This is a genomic window from Synechococcus sp. 60AY4M2 (assembly GCF_002760375.1).
Lineage (GTDB): Bacteria > Cyanobacteriota > Cyanobacteriia > Thermostichales > Thermostichaceae > Thermostichus.
Genome location: NZ_AUMZ01000001.1, coordinates 1529488 through 1546325, shown reverse-complemented (window position 1 = coordinate 1546325; position 16838 = coordinate 1529488). Strand labels below are relative to the sequence as shown.

18 protein-coding genes and 2 pseudogenes are annotated in these 16838 nt (G+C 60.5%); 11 read left to right on the top strand and 9 right to left on the bottom strand.

The window, feature by feature from the left end:
- Positions 1-22 precede the first annotated feature (22 nt).
- The 7 genes from SYN60AY4M2_RS06755 to SYN60AY4M2_RS06725 all read right to left on the bottom strand — a co-directional run bounded on the left by SYN60AY4M2_RS06755 (position 23) and on the right by SYN60AY4M2_RS06725 (position 5584).
- Positions 23-793 (bottom strand): HEAT repeat domain-containing protein, encoded by a 771-nt coding sequence (locus SYN60AY4M2_RS06755; RefSeq protein ID WP_228375394.1) that lies wholly within the window; start codon positions 791-793, stop codon positions 23-25.
- A 72-nt stretch (positions 794-865) separates the two neighbouring features.
- The gene (locus SYN60AY4M2_RS06750) at positions 866-1126 is read right to left on the bottom strand and encodes a phycobilisome linker polypeptide (RefSeq protein ID WP_011429133.1); all 261 of its coding nucleotides are present in this window, start codon (positions 1124-1126) and stop codon (positions 866-868) included.
- A 288-nt stretch (positions 1127-1414) separates the two neighbouring features.
- Positions 1415-1903 carry a phycocyanin subunit alpha gene (locus tag SYN60AY4M2_RS06745; protein WP_011429135.1) on the bottom strand — a complete coding sequence of 163 codons (489 nt, stop codon included), beginning with the start codon at positions 1901-1903 and terminating at the stop codon, positions 1415-1417.
- A 147-nt stretch (positions 1904-2050) separates the two neighbouring features.
- Positions 2051-2572 carry a phycocyanin subunit beta gene (locus SYN60AY4M2_RS06740; protein WP_276307372.1) on the bottom strand — a complete coding sequence of 174 codons (522 nt, stop codon included), beginning with the start codon at positions 2570-2572 and terminating at the stop codon, positions 2051-2053.
- A gap of 411 nt (positions 2573-2983) precedes the next feature.
- A complete protein-coding gene (trpA, locus tag SYN60AY4M2_RS06735; RefSeq protein WP_011429138.1) occupies positions 2984-3799 on the bottom strand; it encodes a tryptophan synthase subunit alpha in 816 nt (271 codons plus the stop codon).
- 53 nt (positions 3800-3852) lie between these two features.
- Positions 3853-5253 (bottom strand): ABC transporter substrate-binding protein, encoded by a 1401-nt coding sequence (locus tag SYN60AY4M2_RS06730; RefSeq protein ID WP_011429139.1) that lies wholly within the window; start codon positions 5251-5253, stop codon positions 3853-3855.
- Positions 5254-5368: 115 nt separating this feature from the next.
- The gene (locus SYN60AY4M2_RS06725) at positions 5369-5584 is read right to left on the bottom strand and encodes a hypothetical protein (RefSeq protein ID WP_011429140.1); all 216 of its coding nucleotides are present in this window, start codon (positions 5582-5584) and stop codon (positions 5369-5371) included.
- Positions 5585-5625: 41 nt separating this feature from the next.
- Between SYN60AY4M2_RS06725 and SYN60AY4M2_RS06720 the strand changes: the two genes are divergently transcribed.
- Entirely contained in the window at positions 5626-6438 is an 813-nt protein-coding gene (locus SYN60AY4M2_RS06720) for a class I SAM-dependent methyltransferase (protein ID WP_011429142.1), read from the top strand.
- Between the two features lie 10 nt (positions 6439-6448).
- Here the strand turns inward: SYN60AY4M2_RS06720 and SYN60AY4M2_RS06715 are convergent.
- A pseudogene (locus SYN60AY4M2_RS06715) lies at positions 6449-6853 on the bottom strand (ATP-binding cassette domain-containing protein); the annotation flags it as partial.
- Positions 6854-6862: 9 nt separating this feature from the next.
- On the opposite strand from SYN60AY4M2_RS06715, the gene SYN60AY4M2_RS14070 reads away from it, so the two are divergent.
- From SYN60AY4M2_RS14070 to SYN60AY4M2_RS06695, 5 genes and pseudogenes are all read left to right on the top strand, one after another.
- Positions 6863-7018, top strand: coding sequence for a hypothetical protein (locus tag SYN60AY4M2_RS14070; RefSeq protein ID WP_168173320.1), 156 nt, complete (start codon positions 6863-6865; stop codon positions 7016-7018).
- 35 nt (positions 7019-7053) lie between these two features.
- A pseudogene (locus SYN60AY4M2_RS14745) lies at positions 7054-7261 on the top strand (hypothetical protein); the annotation flags it as partial.
- 197 nt (positions 7262-7458) lie between these two features.
- Positions 7459-7704, top strand: a complete 246-nt coding sequence (locus SYN60AY4M2_RS06705; RefSeq protein WP_011429145.1) for a gas vesicle protein GvpG — start codon at positions 7459-7461, stop codon at positions 7702-7704.
- A gap of 72 nt (positions 7705-7776) precedes the next feature.
- Positions 7777-8394, top strand: a complete 618-nt coding sequence (locus tag SYN60AY4M2_RS06700; RefSeq protein ID WP_011429146.1) for a DUF3727 domain-containing protein — start codon at positions 7777-7779, stop codon at positions 8392-8394.
- A 219-nt stretch (positions 8395-8613) separates the two neighbouring features.
- Complete coding sequence (locus tag SYN60AY4M2_RS06695; protein WP_099812570.1) at positions 8614-10434, top strand: NFACT RNA binding domain-containing protein; 1821 nt, start codon at positions 8614-8616, stop codon at positions 10432-10434.
- On the opposite strand, the gene SYN60AY4M2_RS06690 is transcribed toward SYN60AY4M2_RS06695, so the two are convergent.
- Positions 10421-11719, bottom strand: coding sequence for a serpin family protein (locus tag SYN60AY4M2_RS06690; RefSeq protein ID WP_099812569.1), 1299 nt, complete (start codon positions 11717-11719; stop codon positions 10421-10423). The two genes, SYN60AY4M2_RS06695 and SYN60AY4M2_RS06690, sit on opposite strands and share 14 nt — an antisense overlap.
- Before the next feature lie 211 nt (positions 11720-11930).
- Between SYN60AY4M2_RS06690 and SYN60AY4M2_RS06685 the strand changes: the two genes are divergently transcribed.
- From SYN60AY4M2_RS06685 to SYN60AY4M2_RS06665, 5 genes are all read left to right on the top strand, one after another.
- Positions 11931-12497, top strand: a complete 567-nt coding sequence (locus SYN60AY4M2_RS06685; protein WP_099812568.1) for a DUF192 domain-containing protein — start codon at positions 11931-11933, stop codon at positions 12495-12497.
- A 265-nt stretch (positions 12498-12762) separates the two neighbouring features.
- On the top strand, positions 12763-14028 hold the full coding sequence (locus SYN60AY4M2_RS06680) for a bifunctional sterol desaturase/short chain dehydrogenase (protein ID WP_099812567.1): 1266 nt from the start codon (positions 12763-12765) through the stop codon (positions 14026-14028).
- A 174-nt stretch (positions 14029-14202) separates the two neighbouring features.
- Positions 14203-15003: a DUF4397 domain-containing protein gene (locus tag SYN60AY4M2_RS06675; protein ID WP_228375396.1), complete on the top strand. Its 801-nt coding sequence runs from the start codon at positions 14203-14205 to the stop codon at positions 15001-15003.
- Positions 15004-15077: 74 nt separating this feature from the next.
- The gene (locus SYN60AY4M2_RS06670) at positions 15078-15935 is read left to right on the top strand and encodes an FAD-dependent thymidylate synthase (protein ID WP_011429152.1); all 858 of its coding nucleotides are present in this window, start codon (positions 15078-15080) and stop codon (positions 15933-15935) included.
- A 26-nt stretch (positions 15936-15961) separates the two neighbouring features.
- Entirely contained in the window at positions 15962-16735 is a 774-nt protein-coding gene (locus tag SYN60AY4M2_RS06665) for a class I SAM-dependent methyltransferase (RefSeq protein WP_240527758.1), read from the top strand.
- Positions 16736-16838 lie beyond the last annotated feature (103 nt).

The window sequence follows — 16838 nt, the reverse complement described above, 5'->3', positions numbered from 1 at the left end:
AGAGCCCCAAGCCCTTTCACGTCTAGAACAGCCTGTCCAGTTGCGGGATGATCGCTGCTGCCACCCGATCCGGCGGCACTCGCCCTAACTGCAGCGCCACGTCGAACAGTCGCTTCAGAGCATTGATGCGCAGGTTAAGCGCCACATCGGCTGTCGCCAACAGCGGCGCCCCTGCCACCCAGCCGGATTCTGCCAGATCGAAAAGGGCCGCCTGGCGCAGGCTGAAATTGGGGTGGGCCAGCAGCGCCACCAGAACTTGGGTCAGCTCCTCGGCTTGTGTAAAGCGATAGAGCACCCAAGCGGCTGCCGAACGCACCCGCTCCGAGGGGTGGCTTAAGAAAGGCCGAATCGCCGCCTCGGCCTCGGTGGCGTTGAGCTGGCCCAGCGCCTCGATGAAGGCTTCCCAGGGCTGCTCCTGCTCCCGCGACTGCAGCAAGGCCAGCAAGGGAGCCACCGCCCGCCGGTCTCCCAACTGGGCCAGGGCATAGGCAGCCTCTTCCCGCACATGCAGATCGCTACAGCCAAGGGCCTCGATCAGGCCGGGCACGGCCCGCACGTCGCCAATTTGCCCAAGGGCTTTGGCCGCATTGCGCCGTAGCGGGTAGCCCCCCAAGGCGGTGCGATCCCGCTCATCTCGCAACGCCAACAGCAGTGGCTCTACCCCCCGCGGATCCCGAACCGTGCCCAAGTACCAAGCGGCATAGTACCGATCTTGCGGGTCATCCCCCTGCAGCCGCGCTATCGCCTGCTCCCAGGTGAGCGGCTGGGGCAGCACCGCCGTGTTGGATGTCATGGGAACCCTTGCAGAGCCGTCCATGGAATCGAGGCCACCTTGCCGATGACTGCCGTTGAGCAGAGGGATCCCTTACTCAGCAGCGCCGTTGCTCTGGGCAGGGGCCGCCGATAGAGCAGTGACCTGCACGATTTTGCCGCCCATCCGCAGAATGCGCTGCATCTCCGTGGACAGCCGGCTGTAAGGAACTGTGATGCTCATGGTACTGCGACGCACCTTAGCCGAGGTGGCCAGAGCATCGGGTGGGTTGAGCAGGCCAGTGTACTCAACCTTGTAAACCCGGCTGCCGGCTTCCGTCAAAGTTTCAGGGCCGCTGGTGCTTTGACCAAACATCGTTTTCCCCCGAGTCGAGTTCAACTTTGTGCGGCACCTGGGCACGAAGACCTCCTGACCGCCAGAGAGGCCGCAAAAGCCACCTCTAGAGGCAGAACTGTACCCAGGCACAAAAGCTTGGGAAGCAGGCAGACAACCTAGCTGGCTCGAAGAGAGCCGCGGCGCCGAAAACCTGGAAACGACCAGCTCAGCTCCACTTGGGCTGCTGCCTGCTCTGTAGGGGCACTCAATTGGAAGACGAAGAAAGAGATCGCTCCCCCAAAAACGGGATCTCTACTCTGGCATCCCTTAGCTAAGGGCGTTGATGGCGTAGTCGAAGTAAATGGCTGCTTCGTTCGCCGCTTGGCCCTTCAGCATGCCCAGAGCACGGCTCTTCATGTGCTGCAGAGCTACAATGTACCAGCTCGGGGAGAGGTTAAAGGAGCGGTTCACCTCCCGCAGGCCCGCCACCAGGTATTCATCGAGGGGGCCCGTGCCGCCTGCAACCAGCGAGTAGGTGATAAAGCGCAGGTAGTAGCCAATGTCGCGGGCACACTTGGCCTGAAACACATCGCCGTGACCCATTTCGCCCGGCTGGGTCAGGTAGGGGAAGCGCTTGAACACTTCCTGCACCGCTTCGCGCACCAGCGTTTGTTGGTTTTGGGTCAAGACACGGGCCGCTTCCAGAGAGGCAGCAGCGCGCTGGTAACGACCATTAACGGCCTGCAGCTCGCTGGCATTGAGAAAACGCCCTTGATTGTCAGCAGCGGCAATCGCTTCGGTAATGACAGTTTTCACCTTGCAACTCCTAAATGCGTTGACTGTTAGCAAAAGTCTTAGTTGAGCAGCCGGCACTCCTCCAAGTTGGGAATGCCTGTCTGCCTGTCGGAAAAAAGGGATCTAGGCGATCTCACGGAGCTTTAAAGAGGGACGACCGCTTTTAACTTAAACAATGGCGGCAGCCGCCTTGTCGAAGTAGCTGGCCACCTCGCTTTGCAGCGCCGAGCAGTCGCCAGGGGTGATGCCGTTCGGATCCATGATCTTGGCCAGGGCTTCCTTCTTCATGGCCGCAATGGCGTTGGCCATGGAGCTGGTGGGCACCCCCAGCGCAATGTAGGTCTCCCGCAGGCCGTTGAGGCAGCGATCTTCCAGCACCGAGCTATCCCCCGCCAAGGTGGCGTAGGTGATGTAGCGCAAGATGATCTCCATGTCCCGCAGGCAGGCGGCCATGCGACGGTTGGTGTAGGCATTACCGCCAGGGGCGATCAGATCCGGCTCCTGGGCAAACAGGGAACGAGCCGCGTTGGTTACGATTTGGGCGGCGTTGCTGGTCATGCGGTTGACAGCATCCAGGCGTTTGTTGCCTTCTGCCACCAAAGCCGCCAGACGGTCGAAGTCTTGATCACTTAAAAAGGCACCGCGTGCATCTGCCTGAGCGATCACCCGGGTAAAGGCGTCTTGCATGATGGATCTCCTTCTGGTCTTTCCAAAAAGCGATGGGCGACTGGCTGAACCTCTCAAAAGTGGGATCCCAAACTCTGTTGTTTGCGGGATCCTCCTTGCCCAAAAACCGGGGATCCTGTGGAGCGGGTTGCTCAAAACTACCCCCACCGAAGCCCCAGATTTTGAGACAGGTCAAGAACCTCTGCGACTTTCAGACAGCCGAGCATCCAGGTCAATTTTATAGCGTGGGAGGGATGAGTGTTTTGTGAAGATTTACAAATAAACAGGCACCAGAGTGTCTGCTTGGCCGCCAATCCTCTGGCTCTGTTGGGTCAGCAGGCCAGAAACTGGTCGGCGAGGGCAGTAAAAAAATGTAAACATTCGTTTCACTTGTTTTGAGATAAAGGCAAGCCTCTTGCCCACACACTGCAGCAGTCAATGTTGCGGGGTACCTATGCCTTGCAGGGCAGCTTTGAGATCCCGGCAGAAGTGGGCAATTTGTTGCAGCCCTTGGGCGGGGGTGGGGGCCTTGGCCAGCCGTTGCACAAAGGCACTGCCCACGATCGCCGCATCCGCTCCCCAGAGAGCAATCTGGCGGGCCTGGTCGGGGGTGGAGATGCCGAAGCCTACCCCAATCGGCAGGGAGGTGTATTGGCGCAGTTGCTGCAGCAAGGCCGGGATCCGCTGCTCCAGGGTGGCCCGTTCGCCGGTGACGCCGGTGGTGCTGACCAGGTAGATAAAGCCGCTGGACTGTTGGGCAATACGGCGCATTCGCTCGGCGGGGCTGGTGGGGGCCACCAGCAGGATGAGGTCGATCCCCTCCGCCTGCGTTGCTTCCCGCAGGGATCCGGCCTCTTCCAGGGGCAGGTCGGGGACGACCAAGCCGGCACAGCCGGCCTGGCGCAGTTGCCGCACAAAGGTGGGGATGCCGAGCTGGTGGATGGGGTTGTAGTAGGTGAACAGGACGAGGGGAGCCCGCAGCGAGAGGCCCCGCAAGCCCTGCAAGATGTCGCCCAAGGTGACGCCCCGGCTGAGGGCGCGGGTGGCTGCTGCCTGGATCACCGGCCCATCGGCCAGGGGATCCGAATAGGGCACCCCCAACTCGATGAGGTCGGCGCCGTTCTCCTCCAAAACTTGCAGGGCCGCAAAGGTGGTTTCCAAGTTGGGATCCCCGGCGGTGAGGTAGGGGATGAGGGCGGCTTCGCCGCGGCTGCGCAGCGCCTGAAAACACGCGGTGATCCGGCTGGGCATGGGATCTGTCCAAGCTGAGGAGATGGAGAGCACCCCCTACTGTAGCGCCTGCCCTAGGGGAGGGGCACAAAATCGTAGCCGGTGCCGGAGCGGTTGCCCCGTTCAATGCGCACCAGCACATGGGGAGCATCGCGGTCGCCGGAGGGCAAAAAGCGCACCTCCCCGGAAGCGCCGTCTGGCAAGCGGAAGTTGGGGTCGCCCAGGGCAGTGAGAATGCCGCTGCGGCTGGGGGATCCCTGCCGAATAGCCTGGAGAAAAACACGGGTGGCGTCGTAGGCCAGTGCCGTGCGCCAACTCACCTGCCCTCCCCACATCTGGGCTGCCTTCTGGGCAAAGCCGCGGTTGCGGGGCACGTCGGGATGCCAGGGCACCGCCACCACCAGCCCCTCTACTGCTGCCCCCCCTTCCTTGAGGGTGGTGAGACTAAACAGCACATCCCCCCCCACCAGGGCGAGGGGCTGGCCAAGGGCAGCGTTCTCGCGGGCAACGGCCAGCGCTTTTTCGGCCACGGAAGCCGTGGGCGCCAAGAAAGCCGCCTGAGATCCCTGCCCCAGAGCTGTCTGCAGGCTGGCCTGGGGGTTGAAATCGGCTGCCGACAGGTCGAAGGTCGCCAGCACAACGCCCCCTTCGCTGGTCAGGGTAGCGGCAAAGGCGTCGCGCAGGCTGGTGCTGTAGGCGCTGTTGGGGTTGTAGAAGATGGCCACCCTCTGCAGGCGCAGTTTGTTAAGGACATAGCGGGCCAGTTGCGTGCCAGCAATCTGGTCGGAGGGGACGGTGCGAAAGATGGCGTTCCCCAGCAGGCTGATGCGGGTGCTGGTGGAGGTGGAGGAGATCATGGCCAGGCCGGCAGACTGATAGATCTCAGCCGCCGCCAGGGTGGCATCGCTGGCGTTGTGGCCGATCACCCCCAGGATCTCGGGCTGGCCCACCAGGGCTTTGGCCACTGCCGCCGCTCGCTCTGGGTTATCCCCGTCGTCGGCAATCACCACCCGCAGCAGCCGCCCTGCAATACCCCCTTGCTGAAATAGCTCCTCTTGGGCCTGGGCCACGCCGCGCAGGGTCTCCTTGGCGCGGTTGGGGTTGCTGGAGATGGGCACCACCACGGCTATGCTCAAGGGGTTGCCCTGCTGCTGGGCGCGGGCGTTGTTGAGGAAAATGCGAGCTTCCGGGTCGTTGCGGTTGTTCTGTAGCCCCATCTCTAGGAGCGGGATCGCCGCGCCGAAATTGCCCTGGCGCAACAGCTCTGCTGCAGCCACGGCGGCGGGACTGCTATCGGCAAACAGGGTGCGCTCGCCGCTGGTTAAGAGCAGATCTTGGGCCCTACCGCCCAACCCTGGCAGAGGGATCCCTTCTGGCCAGCGGATGTAGCCCGCCTGCCAGGCGCGATGACCACCCCAGAGGAGCAATAGCCCTAGGGCAATGTAGACGATAGGGGGTGGAGACTTCGCAGCCATGGGCCCCAAGGAAGAGAACAGCAGAATCCGGACAGCAGGGGTACCGCTCACGCCTTCAGGAAGCTCTTGGACCCCCCCTCTTCAAGGATCTTCAAGAACTTTCTTGAAGCATACGCTAAGGATCGGGACGGTAGGAAGGGCTGTTGCGGTATTGGCGCTCCAGTTGCTCCACAATGGAAACAGGAACAGATGGGGTTGCCGGGGGCTCTTCTGGAGGTGCGCCGGCCTGTGGCTCGGTCTCCAAGTTAGCCGGCTGAGAGGTGGCCCAAACGACTCCTGCGATCAGCAAAAGAACCAAAGCGGCAGCGTAAAGAAATGCGGCAATGGCCATTGGGGCAAGACTCTAGCTTTCCCTTCCCATGATAGAGTCCCATGATAGAGGTTGTCGAAAACCCTTTGCCTCAGGATCCGCTCGAGCAAGCCCTGTGGGACTGGCACCGGGGCCAGGCGAGGGGATCCCTGCTCTTGCACGCCTACAGCGCCGAGGGGATCCCGCTGGCAGAGGAGCCCCAGGTGGTCTCGCCGGAGGTGTTCTTCACCCAAGAGCTGCCGGAGGTGGAGGCCCTGGCCTTAGAGCTCTGCCGCGGTCGGGTGCTGGACATTGGCGCCGGCACGGGCCGCCACAGCCTGCTGTTGCAGGAGGAGGGGTTTGCCGTAGCCGCCCTGGATCGCTCGCCGGTGGCGTTGCAGATCATGGCCGAACGGGGGGTGCATTGCCGCATCGCCGCCGACCTGTTCCACTGGGAGGGGCCGGAAGAGCCCTTCGATACGCTGCTGCTGCTGATGAACGGCGCCGGCCTGGTGGGATCCCTGGCGGGGTTGGAGCGCTTTTTAAGCTTGGCCCGCCACTGGGTTCAGCCCACCGGCCAGTTGCTTGTGGATTCCACCGATCTAGCCGATCTCAGTGAAGAGGGCGACGCGGCGGATCTGCCGCAGGTAGAAAGTTCAGCTAATTCTGAAGCCGAGGATCGGGAGAAGGGGAGAGACTGCAGAACAGCGGGCGAGGCAAAAGCCAGGGTGGTGAACTTTGTGGCCGAGTACGGCGGGCAGCGCGGGGATCCCTTTCCCTGGCTGTTTGTGGATCCGGAAACCCTGCTGCGCTGTGCCCACGCCAACGGCTGGCAGGGACAAATTCTCTACCAAGAGCCGGAGGGGGCCTTTCTGGCACGGCTTGCGCCTCTCTAAGCGCAGCCCCTTAGTGGGAAAGGATCTGCGACAAGAAAAGGCGAGAACGCTCTTCCTTGGGGTTGCTGAAAAACTCTTGGGGGGTGTTTTCTTCCACGATCTTGCCGCGGTCGAAGAAGACAATCCGATCCGCCACCTCGCGGGCAAAGCCCATCTCGTGGGTTACACACACCATGGTCATGCCCGAGCGGGCCAGCTCCCGCATCACGTCCAGCACCTCTTTGACCATCTCCGGATCCAAGGCCGAGGTGGGCTCATCGAAGAGCATCACCGCCGGATTTATGGCCAAAGCGCGGGCAATCGCCACCCGCTGCTGCTGCCTCCCCGAAAGTTGACCAGGATACTTCTCGGCTTGCTCGGCGATCCCCACTCGTCTCAACACCTCCATAGCCCGTTCAACTGCCTCGGCCTTTTTCTATTTTCTATGAGCGCAACTGCTGAAGCGAGTGGAGCTAGCTTTCTGGCCCGCCATCGGCGGAACATCGCTGTCTCTCTGGCCCATCGTCTAGAAGCAGCCAGGGCAGCCAACAACACCCACCTGCTGGAGTTGCTGGAACAGGAGCATGACTCTAGTCAATAATAAGCTCAACTATACTGAAAATAATGTATAATATGTTCAGTACGGATTACTACCAGTTGATCTTTCTGTTTACTTTCGAGTCTGCCAACATGGTAGCCAAAGCAAAGCAGAAAATTGGTAGTAAGACGACACGGAAACTGCGCTTTGGGTATTCTACTCAAAGCTTTGCGGGATACCGCCATTCTGTTTGGACTCCGTCCCGCTAACGCGAATGGAAACAAGCAGAATGCTATCGCTGCATAGTTGAACAGTGATGTTCAGCAGTGTTCAGCGTAAATGTATCAGCAACGGCAACCAGCAGCAGAGTCCAGCGGCAGGGATCCCTCTGTTTCGGGTCTATGGCGCCACCTTTGGGAGGGTCTGAGCATCGGTTATCGGGCTTTAGGCGGAGGTGGGATCCGCTTGTTAGGATTGACCTAAATCACGGGAGAGGCGCGGGGATGGTTTGGCAATTGCTGACGTGGCCGGCCCAGAGCTTGCTGTGGTTGGCGGAGCAGATTCGCGAGCGGGCCGAGGCACAACTCGACAGCAAAGAAAACCTCCAGAAAGAACTCACCGCTCTCCAGATTCAGCTCGATCTGGGGGAGATCGATGAAGAGACCTATAGCCAGCGAGAAGAGGAGATCCTGCTGGCTCTGGAAGCCCTGGCCCAGGCCGAAGCCGGCAGTGCCGACGAGGATCCCTGAGTTCTGCGGGGGATCAGAACATGGGAGAATAAGCTTGGGTTGACCTCATTTTCCTACCCTGGGTTGCTTTCCATGGCCGAATCCCGCGAAACCTTAGTGCTCCGCGACGAGCAGAACCAGCCTCTGAAATGCGAGATCCTGAGGCAGGTGGTCATTGAGGAACAAGCCTATGCACTGGCCACGCCCGTGGACGCCGTGATCAAAGTTCTGGTTTGGGAGGGGGAAGAAGAGCCCGGCCAAGCGGTGAACGGAGATGCGGACATGGAAGGGATCCTGGATGAGCCGGATCCAGAGGAGCTCCAGGCTGCTATCCCCACCATCCAGGCCGTCTTGGAGGAGTTGAACTTGACTCTGCAGCAAAACGGCTTCGACATCCTGACGGTGCAGGGAGAGTTGCCCCCTGTTGAAGAGGAAGATGTGTTCGAGCTGGGCGAAAGCGAGGAAGATGCCCAGGAATTCCAACTGCTGGCTACCTTCTTCTACAAAGACAAGAAATACGGCATCTTTACGCCCCTCGACCCAGTTCTGGTCTACGTGGCCCTGCCTGACGAGGGGGATCCCTACCTACTGAACCCAGAGGACTCGCCAGCCCTGTTCGACCAACTCAATGCTGTGCTGCTCGATCTGGACGAGGTAGTGGAAGAGGAGGAGTACGATGATGAAGAATATGACGATGAAGACGAGGACTAGGCAGCTCGGGGTTTCTGCCTGAGAATTGAAGGCACCTGGGCCAAAAAGCCCAAAGGTGGAAGTACCAAGCCTCTTGCCCCAATGCAGCCCCTTGGTTGCCGCTCAAGTCGATTGGGCGGAGTCTTTTTGTTGCCAGCGCCAGCTAGGGGAGCGGCAGATAATGGAAGGAGGCCCTCGTTCAGTTCCCCAGGCGTTGCCCGATCCCAAGGAGCAGCAGGGATGCAACCGGTTGACCTGACCACCCTCCGTGCTGTGCTGGCAGATCTAAAAGGGGCTGAGGCCGGGGGGGATCCCTTGCTGCCTGCCCGCGTGGAGTGGATCCAGCAGACGGATCTGTGGACGGTGGTGATTGGCCTGCGCACCCTCAAGGCGCGTCCTTGCTTGCTACTGTCTTGGCATCCTCAGGCGGCCCGAGTTCACCTCTGTCAGGCTCCCCCCAAGGAAGCAGAGGACTTGCCCTTTAGCCAACACCTGCAACGGCACCTGCGGGGTTTGGCGCTGACGGAGCTGGCGCTGCTGGACGAGTGGGAGCGGGTGATTGACTTTCGCTTTGCCCCTCGCCCCGCGGATCCCCCTCAACGCCACCTTTATCTGGAAGTGATGGGCAAGTACAGCAACGCCATCTTGGTGGACGAGGGGGGCATGATCTTGGCCTGCGGCCACGGGGTAAGCGAGCGACAGTCGCGGGTACGGCCGGTGCAGCCGGGTCTACTTTACGAAGCTCCCCCTGCCCTCAGCGATCCCATCCCCCAGCGAGCCGAGCCCTTCTCCCAGTGGCAAGAGCGTCTTGCCCTAATCCCTGGCCCCATTGCTCAGCGGCTGCTGCGCTGCTACCGCGGCCTGAGCCGGCATTTGGCAGAGGCCATGTGCCTGCAGGCCGGGATCCCACCCCAAACCCCCACCAACCAACTCTCGCCCCAGGAGTGGCAGGCCCTGTTTTTTTGGTGGCAGGACTGGCTGGCCCGCCTGGAAACGGCTCAGTTTAAGCCGGCCCTTACCCCCCAGGGGTACACTGTTCTCGGCTGGAGGGGCTCTGGCGGGGATCCCTCTACACCCAACTTGCATCAGCTCCTGGAAGCCTACTACCAAGCCCAGCTCAACCGCGAACGCTTTGAGCGAGAGCGGCAGCGCCTGGGGCAAAAGCTGGCTGCCCTGCTGAAAAAACTCCGCCAGCGGCAAGAGCACTTCGAGAGGATGCTGGCCGACTCGGCCCAAGCGGAAGCCTCCAAGCAGGCTGCCGATCTGCTCATGGCCCATCTCCACCTCTGGCGGCCAGGGCTGAGCTTGATGGAGCTGCCAGACTTTTTTAGCGGCCAGATGGTCAAGATCCCGCTGGATCCGGAGAAAAACGCTGTTCTCAACGCCCAGGCCTACTACCGCAAGCACCGCAAACAAAAACGAGCCCAGGAGGCCGTCCAGCCCTTGCTAGAAGCTGTAGCGCAAGAGATCCGCTACCTGGAGCAGGTGGAAGCGACCCTGCAGCATCTGGGAACCTATCGGGATCCCCAGGACTTGGCCGCCCTTCGAGAAGTTGAGACCGAGCTGATTCAACAAGGCTACCTAGAGAGCCCCAGCCGGGCAGAGGGATCCAGACGGGCCTCTTCAGCCAGCTTCAACCCCTATCGCTTCACTAGCCCCAGCGGCTTCTCCATCTGGGTGGGGCGCAACAACTGGCAAAATGATCGGCTGACCTTCCGCGTGGCCCAAGACCAAGATTGGTGGTTTCACGCCCAAGAGATCCCCGGTAGCCACGTGCTGTTGCGCCTGCCTCCGGGCGCGGTGGCCGAAAGTGAAGATCTGCAGGCGGCTGCCGATCTGGCGGCGTATTTTAGCCGCGGTCGCTTCAGCGACCAGGTACCGGTGGTGTATACCCGCCCTAAGTGCGTCTTCAAACCCAAGGGATCCCCACCCGGCATGGTGGTTTACCAGCAGGAGCAGGTGCTGTGGGGCCGTCCCAGCCGTGCCCAGTTGCTTGTGGAAAAGGAGGGGGCGCCCAAGCCGGAGGTTCCAGCAGAGCTACAGCCCTCTACTTGGGGTTGACTACGGATCCCATAAACAGCACAGTTTGCGCCTCCCGGTTGGCTCCGGAGGCCACAATGGCAAACCAGAAGGGGCGATCTGCTACGAACTGGAAGGGCTCTTGCCGGTCGCTGGCGGTGCGGGAGACGATGACCCCGGTGGCGGCTGCCGCCCCGGATCCCTTTTCATCTACTTCGATGGCCGCCTTGTGCAAGACTCTACTGACCTGCGTCGGCTCTGGGGTCATCTGGCTGAAATCGGCCTGAGGGGAAAAGGCGATCCCCAGGCCCAACTGTTGCAAAGCCGGCACCAGATCGGTTTCGTAGGCCAGCTTAAACTTGGGGAGCCACAGCGAGCCGGGGCGGGTGGGCAGGGATCCCGTCCATTCTTGCCAAGTTTCTGGGCTGAGCTCCTGTCGCAGGGCTTCCAGGCTCACCCCTGGCTTGGGCAGCAGGATCACCATAGCCAGTTCCCCTTCCCCATAGGGCAGGCGCACCACCTGGAGCTGCTCGGTCTCCCGGTAGCCGTAGCGACCGGATTGGGCCATCAGCGGCACTTGGACACGGCGGCCATCTGGGCGGGTAAAGGGCTGGGGCTCTGTCAGGGCCGGATCGAAGGGTTGGGTCCACTCTCCCTTGAAGTAAATGGCGTTGAGCAAAACCAGCCTGTCTTCCCGGCTGAGGCGATCCACGATGCGGTCGATCTGGCCCTGGGTGCGCTCGGCTACCCAACGGTTAATCGCCTGCACCGTCTGGCGGGATCCCAGCTCCACCCGATTGGCCACTGCTTGGTAATAGGTGGCCAGCGCCTGCAAAAAGGGAGGCCGCAGGGTGAGGGTTTGATCGACCCAAAGGCCGTTGGCAATTTGCACCTGGATCGGCCCTTCTGCTTGGGATCGCTCCACCAGCCAGCGCGCCATCTGGGCATTGGTCCAGTTCAACTCATGGAGGGAGAGGTCTTGGGCCTCCAGCACCTCGGCCATGGCCGCCTGCGTTTCCCCAGCGGCGCCGTTGTACAGCATGCTCAGAGCCAAGTGAATGCTCAAAGGAGAGAAAAAGAGGTTCTCTTGCGGCTGCTGCTGGAGCAGGCGATCAAACAGCTTTAGCGCAAAGCGACTTTGGGCTTGTTGGGCCACAGCCTCTTCTCCATAGCCTTCCCCATAGGTCACGGTCGGCTCAAACGGGATCCGCACCGGGGCCTCCTGGGATCCCATCCCCTGTGCGGGCCAGAGACCCAAAAGCAATAGGCCAAACAGAGCCAGAAGCGAGCTCCGGCTCAGCGAGGATCTGCTCAAAAGGTCTTTCATGGGGTCTCTCCTGGCCGGGTGGGGAACGATAGATAGACTCTATGGCTATGGTATCGGGTTGGGGGTGGATGGCTCTTTGCGCTTGAGGAGAGATCGACAGGCCAAAGCCCGCAGGAGATCCCGGCCAAACTGGCTACGGATCCCCTCCCTCTTCAACCTAAAGAGCAGGGTAGGATCAAGCCTGCACAGCTAGCTCGGCAGGAGACAAGGGATGAGTTTGCGGGCAAGGGAGGGGCGGCGCTCTCGCCGGGTTGCCACAGCGGGCGGGATTGCCTTAGGCCTGGCTCTGCTGCTGGGATGTACTGCTGGGGGATCCTCATCTTTAGAAGCCCAGGAGACGGCAGCCGTTGCCAACGCGACCTCGGCCAAAGGAGAGCCCCAGCACCTGCCGGTGGCAGCAGAAGTCACCATCGCTGGCCGGCGCTTTGAGCTGGAAGTGGCCCGCACCCCTGAGCAACAGCGGCTGGGCCTGATGTTTCGCACCGATTTGCCGCCTGATCGCGGCATGTGGTTTCCCTTCGACCCGCCCCAGCCGGCTGCCTTCTGGATGTTTAACACCCTGCTCAACCTGGACATTATCTTTCTCCGCCAAGGCCAGGTGGTGTACATCGCTGCCGATGTGCCCGGTTGCCCCGCCCAACCCTGCCCCGTCTATGGGCCACCCTCTGACCAGTTGGTAGATGGCGTGCTGGAATTCCGCGGCGGGACGGCGGCGGCCTTAGGTTTGCAAGTGGGAGATACGGTTGAGATCCGCGAGCTTCCCAGCTCCGCCCCTTGATCTCTATCTCCCCTCTCCCTTTGGGAGAGGGGCTGGGGGTGAGGGCTGGGAAAGGGGCTGGGGGTGAGGGAAGACAAGCTTGCAGAAGAGGTTGAGACCATGCTCCTGGGATCCCAAAAGCTGCCGTTGGCCGTCTTGCTTGCGGCCTGGGATGATCTTTTCAGGGATCTTTGCGATGATTTTTGAGGGTCGCCAACTGCTTTGAGATTGATGCCAAGAGGCGACCGCGAGCCCAGGATGGTTTGGCTACTGCCGGCAAAGCCCTATGGATGTTAGCAGCGTAACTCAGTGGCTGGGGGTTGGGGTCGTTGCCCTGGCTTCCGTCCTTTGGGCCGAGGTTGTGCGGGATGGGCGCCATTGGCTGGCCCACCAGTGGCCCTGGCTGATGCCCAAGCACACTCTGCACCACCGCCTGTTTCGCCCCGATCTCAGCGTGGTAGACCCGAAGCTGTACCGAGAATCCCAGTGGCACCACGATGTCCCCGAAGCGGCGACGATGATCCTGGCCGGGATCCCTTGGGTGGTGCTGTTGGGACAGGGATCCTGGCTGTACGGCCTGGCAGCGGCGGTGGGAGTGGTCTACTCGGCCAGTTTCTTAGCTGCTGGCCTGCTGCGGGGCTGCGGGCTAGCTCTGCAAACGGATATTACCCACCAGCCGGGGCCTTTCCCTACTCCTCCCAGCCAGTGGCATGTCAACCGCGCCTACCACTGGCGGCACCACTTTGACGACACCAACGCCTACTTCTGCGGCACCCTAACCTTGCTGGATCGGATCATGGGCAGCAGTCTCTCTTTTAAAGGCAAGCGCGTGGCCATCACTGGCGCCTCTGGCACCCTGGGCCGGGCCCTCTTGAAGCACTTTTCCCGCCATGGGGCCCAAGTCATCGCCCTCAGCTCCCATGCGGATTCGGTTTCCATCGAAGTGGACGGACAACTTCAGCCGGTGCCGACTGTTCGCTGGCAGGTGGGGCAGGAGGGATCCCTGGCCGAGCTCCTGGAGGAGGTCGATATCCTGGTAATCAACCACGGCCTAAACGTCCATAGGCAACGGGATCCCGAATCGGTTCGCCAGTCCTATGCCGTCAACACCTTCTCGGCATGGCGCCTGATGGAGCTATTTTTCCAGACGGTGCGCGGCAATCGGGAAATGGCCACCAAAGAGGTCTGGGTGAACACCTCCGAAGCCGAGGCCAGCCCTGCTTTTAGCCCCCTCTACGAGCTCTCCAAACGGGCACTGGGCGACCTGGTGACCCTGCGCCGTCTCGATGCTCCCTGCGTGGTGCGCAAGCTTATCCTTGGCCCTTTCAAGAGCCAGCTCAACCCGATTGGAGTTATGTCGGGGGATTGGGTGGCCGCCCAAATCCTGGCCCAGGCCAAACGCGACTGCCGCAACATCATCGTCACTATCAATCCCCTCACCTACCTACTTTTCCCGCTGAAAGAGTTGGCCGTCAGCACCTATTTCCGGCTCTTCAGCCGCCGCTCTTCTCCACTAGCCGTCCCCGATCCCAGCGCTGGGATCCCAATCTAGGGAGTCGGGCAAGTCCTAGCCAGCTTATGGCATTGGGCGCAAAGGTGGAGTAAGACAAAAGCAGGTTCTTTGGCGTCAGCAGGATGGGATCCCTTGCGCTAACCCGAACTTTTGGGGAGCGAGAGGGCTCTTCCGCTCGATCTCCCTTATGAACCCTGGGTGTGAGGAGTAGGAGTGAGTGTAAACATGGTGCGACAGTGGGTGAGCGCAGTCCTCTGCGTGGTGGGCGGGGCTTTAATGCCGGGGCTTTTGTCCGGCTGTGCCATCCCGATGCCTTCGGCATCCGCGGGAGTTTCTGAGATCCAGGTGCGCTTGGTGCATGTGGCCCCCAATGCCCCTCGGATCGACTTGGAAGTGGGGGGGGTAAGGGCTGCTCAAGGTGTAGCCTATGGCTCGGTGAGCGAGTACGTGCGTATGCCGGCGGGCGAGTACGACATTGTTTTGTTTTCAACCCCTGAGACGACCAGCCCTGGCCAGCCCGCGAGTTTTAAGGACTCCGTTCCGCTAGCGCGAACGGTTGCGGCCAGAACTGTGGCCAACCTCAGAGGCGGGGGAGTGTTCTCGGTGGTGGCTGCTGACGAGCCCAATCGCGTGACGGCCTTAGTTTTGGAAGACAACATCAACTCGCTGTTTGACCAAGCCCTGGTTCGGTTTGTTCACGCTGCCCCTGATGCGCCGGCCCTGCAATGGCAGGGGGAGCAAGGGCGGGTGCTGATACCTCAGTTGGCCTTCGGGCAAGTTTCCACCTTTCAAGCCATGCGACCCGGCTTTACCCAAATTCAGGTGGCCATAGCTCCTTCAGCCCCCGCGCCAGGTGGGCAGTCGTCTCCTGGCCGGAGCATTCCCTTGCAACGGTTTGACCTCCAGTTAGAGGCAGGGAAAGTCTATACCCTTTACGTGGCGGGGCTGATGCGCAGCAATCCGGGCCTAAACTTGGTGCTGGCAGAGGAAACGCGGGCTCGTAGGCTCCTATAGCAAGGCTGCTTGCGGCTTGATCCTCTCTATACTGTGAGACTAGCCAGTCGTCTCTAGCTTTGGGGACACAGCCCGTGGATGCCTTATTTCAAGTGGTGGTGCTCAGCCAAACCCCAGATCCCGAACGGGTGATCTACCAGGCGATGCACCAAGATCACAGCCCTGATTTTGTTACCCCAGAGAGCCGGATCCCGGAAAAATATGGCGAGGCCGTGGTGCGGCATCTGCTGGAGGGCAACCGTGGCCACTATGGGCCGCTGGAGCACCCTCAGATCACGTTTGGGGTAGGCTATTTTCCCCATGCTGTCATGCAACAGGCCCGTACTCATCGGGTGGGAATTTCTTTCGACGTTCAATCTTTTCGATATACAGGCCAGCAAATTGCCGATTTGGGCAAAAGACTCTTGTCTGGGCCCCGGAGAACGCCCCCCAACCCCCCGCCCGGCCCCCCCAACCAGCCCCCCAGCCCCCCGTATACGGGGGGCTGGGACGAAACTTCTGCTTTTGCCGACAAAACCGGGGCAGAGTTAGCTTTGCAAGAGTTGGAAACTCTATTTTACGTTCCCGCCAGCGTCAAGGAAGGCAAAGCCAAAACCCGCCAAGGCTTCAAGCCCATCTCTCCCGAGGCCCTAAACATCATTCTTGAGCAGTATCGCAGCCAGGCCATTGCCTATTATCGCCTGGTCGAAGAGTGTGGGGTGCCCTATGAGGATGCTCGTAACATCATCGGCTACGGGATCCGCCAACATTTTGTAGTGTCTTTTAATTGCCGCAGCTTGATGCACTTTCTGGATTTGCGGGCTAAGGAGGATGCCCAGCGGGAGATCCGCGAGCTGTGCGAGTTGATGTGGCCCCACTTCGAGGCTTGGTGCCCCCATGTGGCCGCCTGGTACCGCCAAAACCGCTGGGGCAAGGCCAGGCTTTCTCCCTAACAAGTTCCCAACCATTGGGGACGACTATGGATCCCAAAGCTTATGAACAAATGGCAGGCCTAGAGGATCGACATTGGTGGTTTGTGGGCCGCCGACAGATTCTCAGCCGGGTTATTGCAGGGATCCCTCTTCCTCCCTCAGCTTGTATCTTGGAAGCGGGATGTGGCAGCGGTGGCAACCTGGAAATGTTGTCTCAGTTTGGCCAAGTCTGGGCCATGGAAAGAAGCGAAATAGCATTGCCTTTGGCCCGGGCTCGTGGCATTGCGATTGTGGAAGAAGGCGAATTGCCGCATCGGATCCCTTTTGGCTCTCAACAATTTGATTTAATTGCTCTGCTGGACGTTCTGGAACATTTAGACGAAGACACAGCAGCTCTGGAAGCCCTCATCCAGAGGTTAAAGCCATCTGGCTACATGGTGATCACGGTGCCGGCTTATCCCTGGCTGTGGAGCGCCCATGACGAGCTCAATCACCACAAGAGACGCTACACAGCGGCACAACTTCTCTCCTTACTCAAGAGCGCCGGCTTGCAAATTCATACCTTTACCTTTTTCAACAGCTTTCTCTTCCCTCTGGCAGCAGGGATCCGCCTAGCCCAGAAAATACTTCGCCTGCGGGAAAGTCCAGACTTGAAAATGCCGCCCCTTTGGCTCAATCAACTTCTAGCAGAGATTTTTGCCGCGGAAGCCTATTTGATCCCCAAGTTTTCGTTGCTCTTTGGCCTGTCGTTGTTGGCGGTAGCCAGCCCTATTGCGGCAGCGGGACGGAGCCCTTTGAAAATTGCTCCTCTGGGAAACTGAGCCTCTTAATCCTCAACTTCTCGCCGTTATTACCAGTTTTTTGAGTCAACTTGGCCGATCGCGCTAGCGAGACGGAGTCCTTGCAGCCTCAAGGGGATAATCT

Coding starts and splice junctions, on each gene's coding strand:
- SYN60AY4M2_RS06755 (WP_228375394.1), bottom strand. CDS start 793: ATGACATCCAACACGGCGGTGCTGCCCCAGCCGCTCACCTGGGAGCAG.
- SYN60AY4M2_RS06750 (WP_011429133.1), bottom strand. CDS start 1,126: ATGTTTGGTCAAAGCACCAGCGGCCCTGAAACTTTGACGGAAGCCGGC.
- trpA (WP_011429138.1), bottom strand. CDS start 3,799: ATGCCCAGCCGGATCACCGCGTGTTTTCAGGCGCTGCGCAGCCGCGGC.
- SYN60AY4M2_RS06730 (WP_011429139.1), bottom strand. CDS start 5,253: ATGGCTGCGAAGTCTCCACCCCCTATCGTCTACATTGCCCTAGGGCTA.
- SYN60AY4M2_RS06725 (WP_011429140.1), bottom strand. CDS start 5,584: ATGGCCATTGCCGCATTTCTTTACGCTGCCGCTTTGGTTCTTTTGCTG.
- SYN60AY4M2_RS06720 (WP_011429142.1), top strand. CDS start 5,626: ATGATAGAGGTTGTCGAAAACCCTTTGCCTCAGGATCCGCTCGAGCAA.
- SYN60AY4M2_RS14070 (WP_168173320.1), top strand. CDS start 6,863: ATGAGCGCAACTGCTGAAGCGAGTGGAGCTAGCTTTCTGGCCCGCCAT.
- SYN60AY4M2_RS06705 (WP_011429145.1), top strand. CDS start 7,459: ATGGTTTGGCAATTGCTGACGTGGCCGGCCCAGAGCTTGCTGTGGTTG.
- SYN60AY4M2_RS06700 (WP_011429146.1), top strand. CDS start 7,777: ATGGCCGAATCCCGCGAAACCTTAGTGCTCCGCGACGAGCAGAACCAG.
- SYN60AY4M2_RS06695 (WP_099812570.1), top strand. CDS start 8,614: ATGCAACCGGTTGACCTGACCACCCTCCGTGCTGTGCTGGCAGATCTA.
- SYN60AY4M2_RS06690 (WP_099812569.1), bottom strand. CDS start 11,719: ATGAAAGACCTTTTGAGCAGATCCTCGCTGAGCCGGAGCTCGCTTCTG.
- SYN60AY4M2_RS06685 (WP_099812568.1), top strand. CDS start 11,931: ATGAGTTTGCGGGCAAGGGAGGGGCGGCGCTCTCGCCGGGTTGCCACA.
- SYN60AY4M2_RS06680 (WP_099812567.1), top strand. CDS start 12,763: ATGGATGTTAGCAGCGTAACTCAGTGGCTGGGGGTTGGGGTCGTTGCC.
- SYN60AY4M2_RS06665 (WP_240527758.1), top strand. CDS start 15,962: ATGGATCCCAAAGCTTATGAACAAATGGCAGGCCTAGAGGATCGACAT.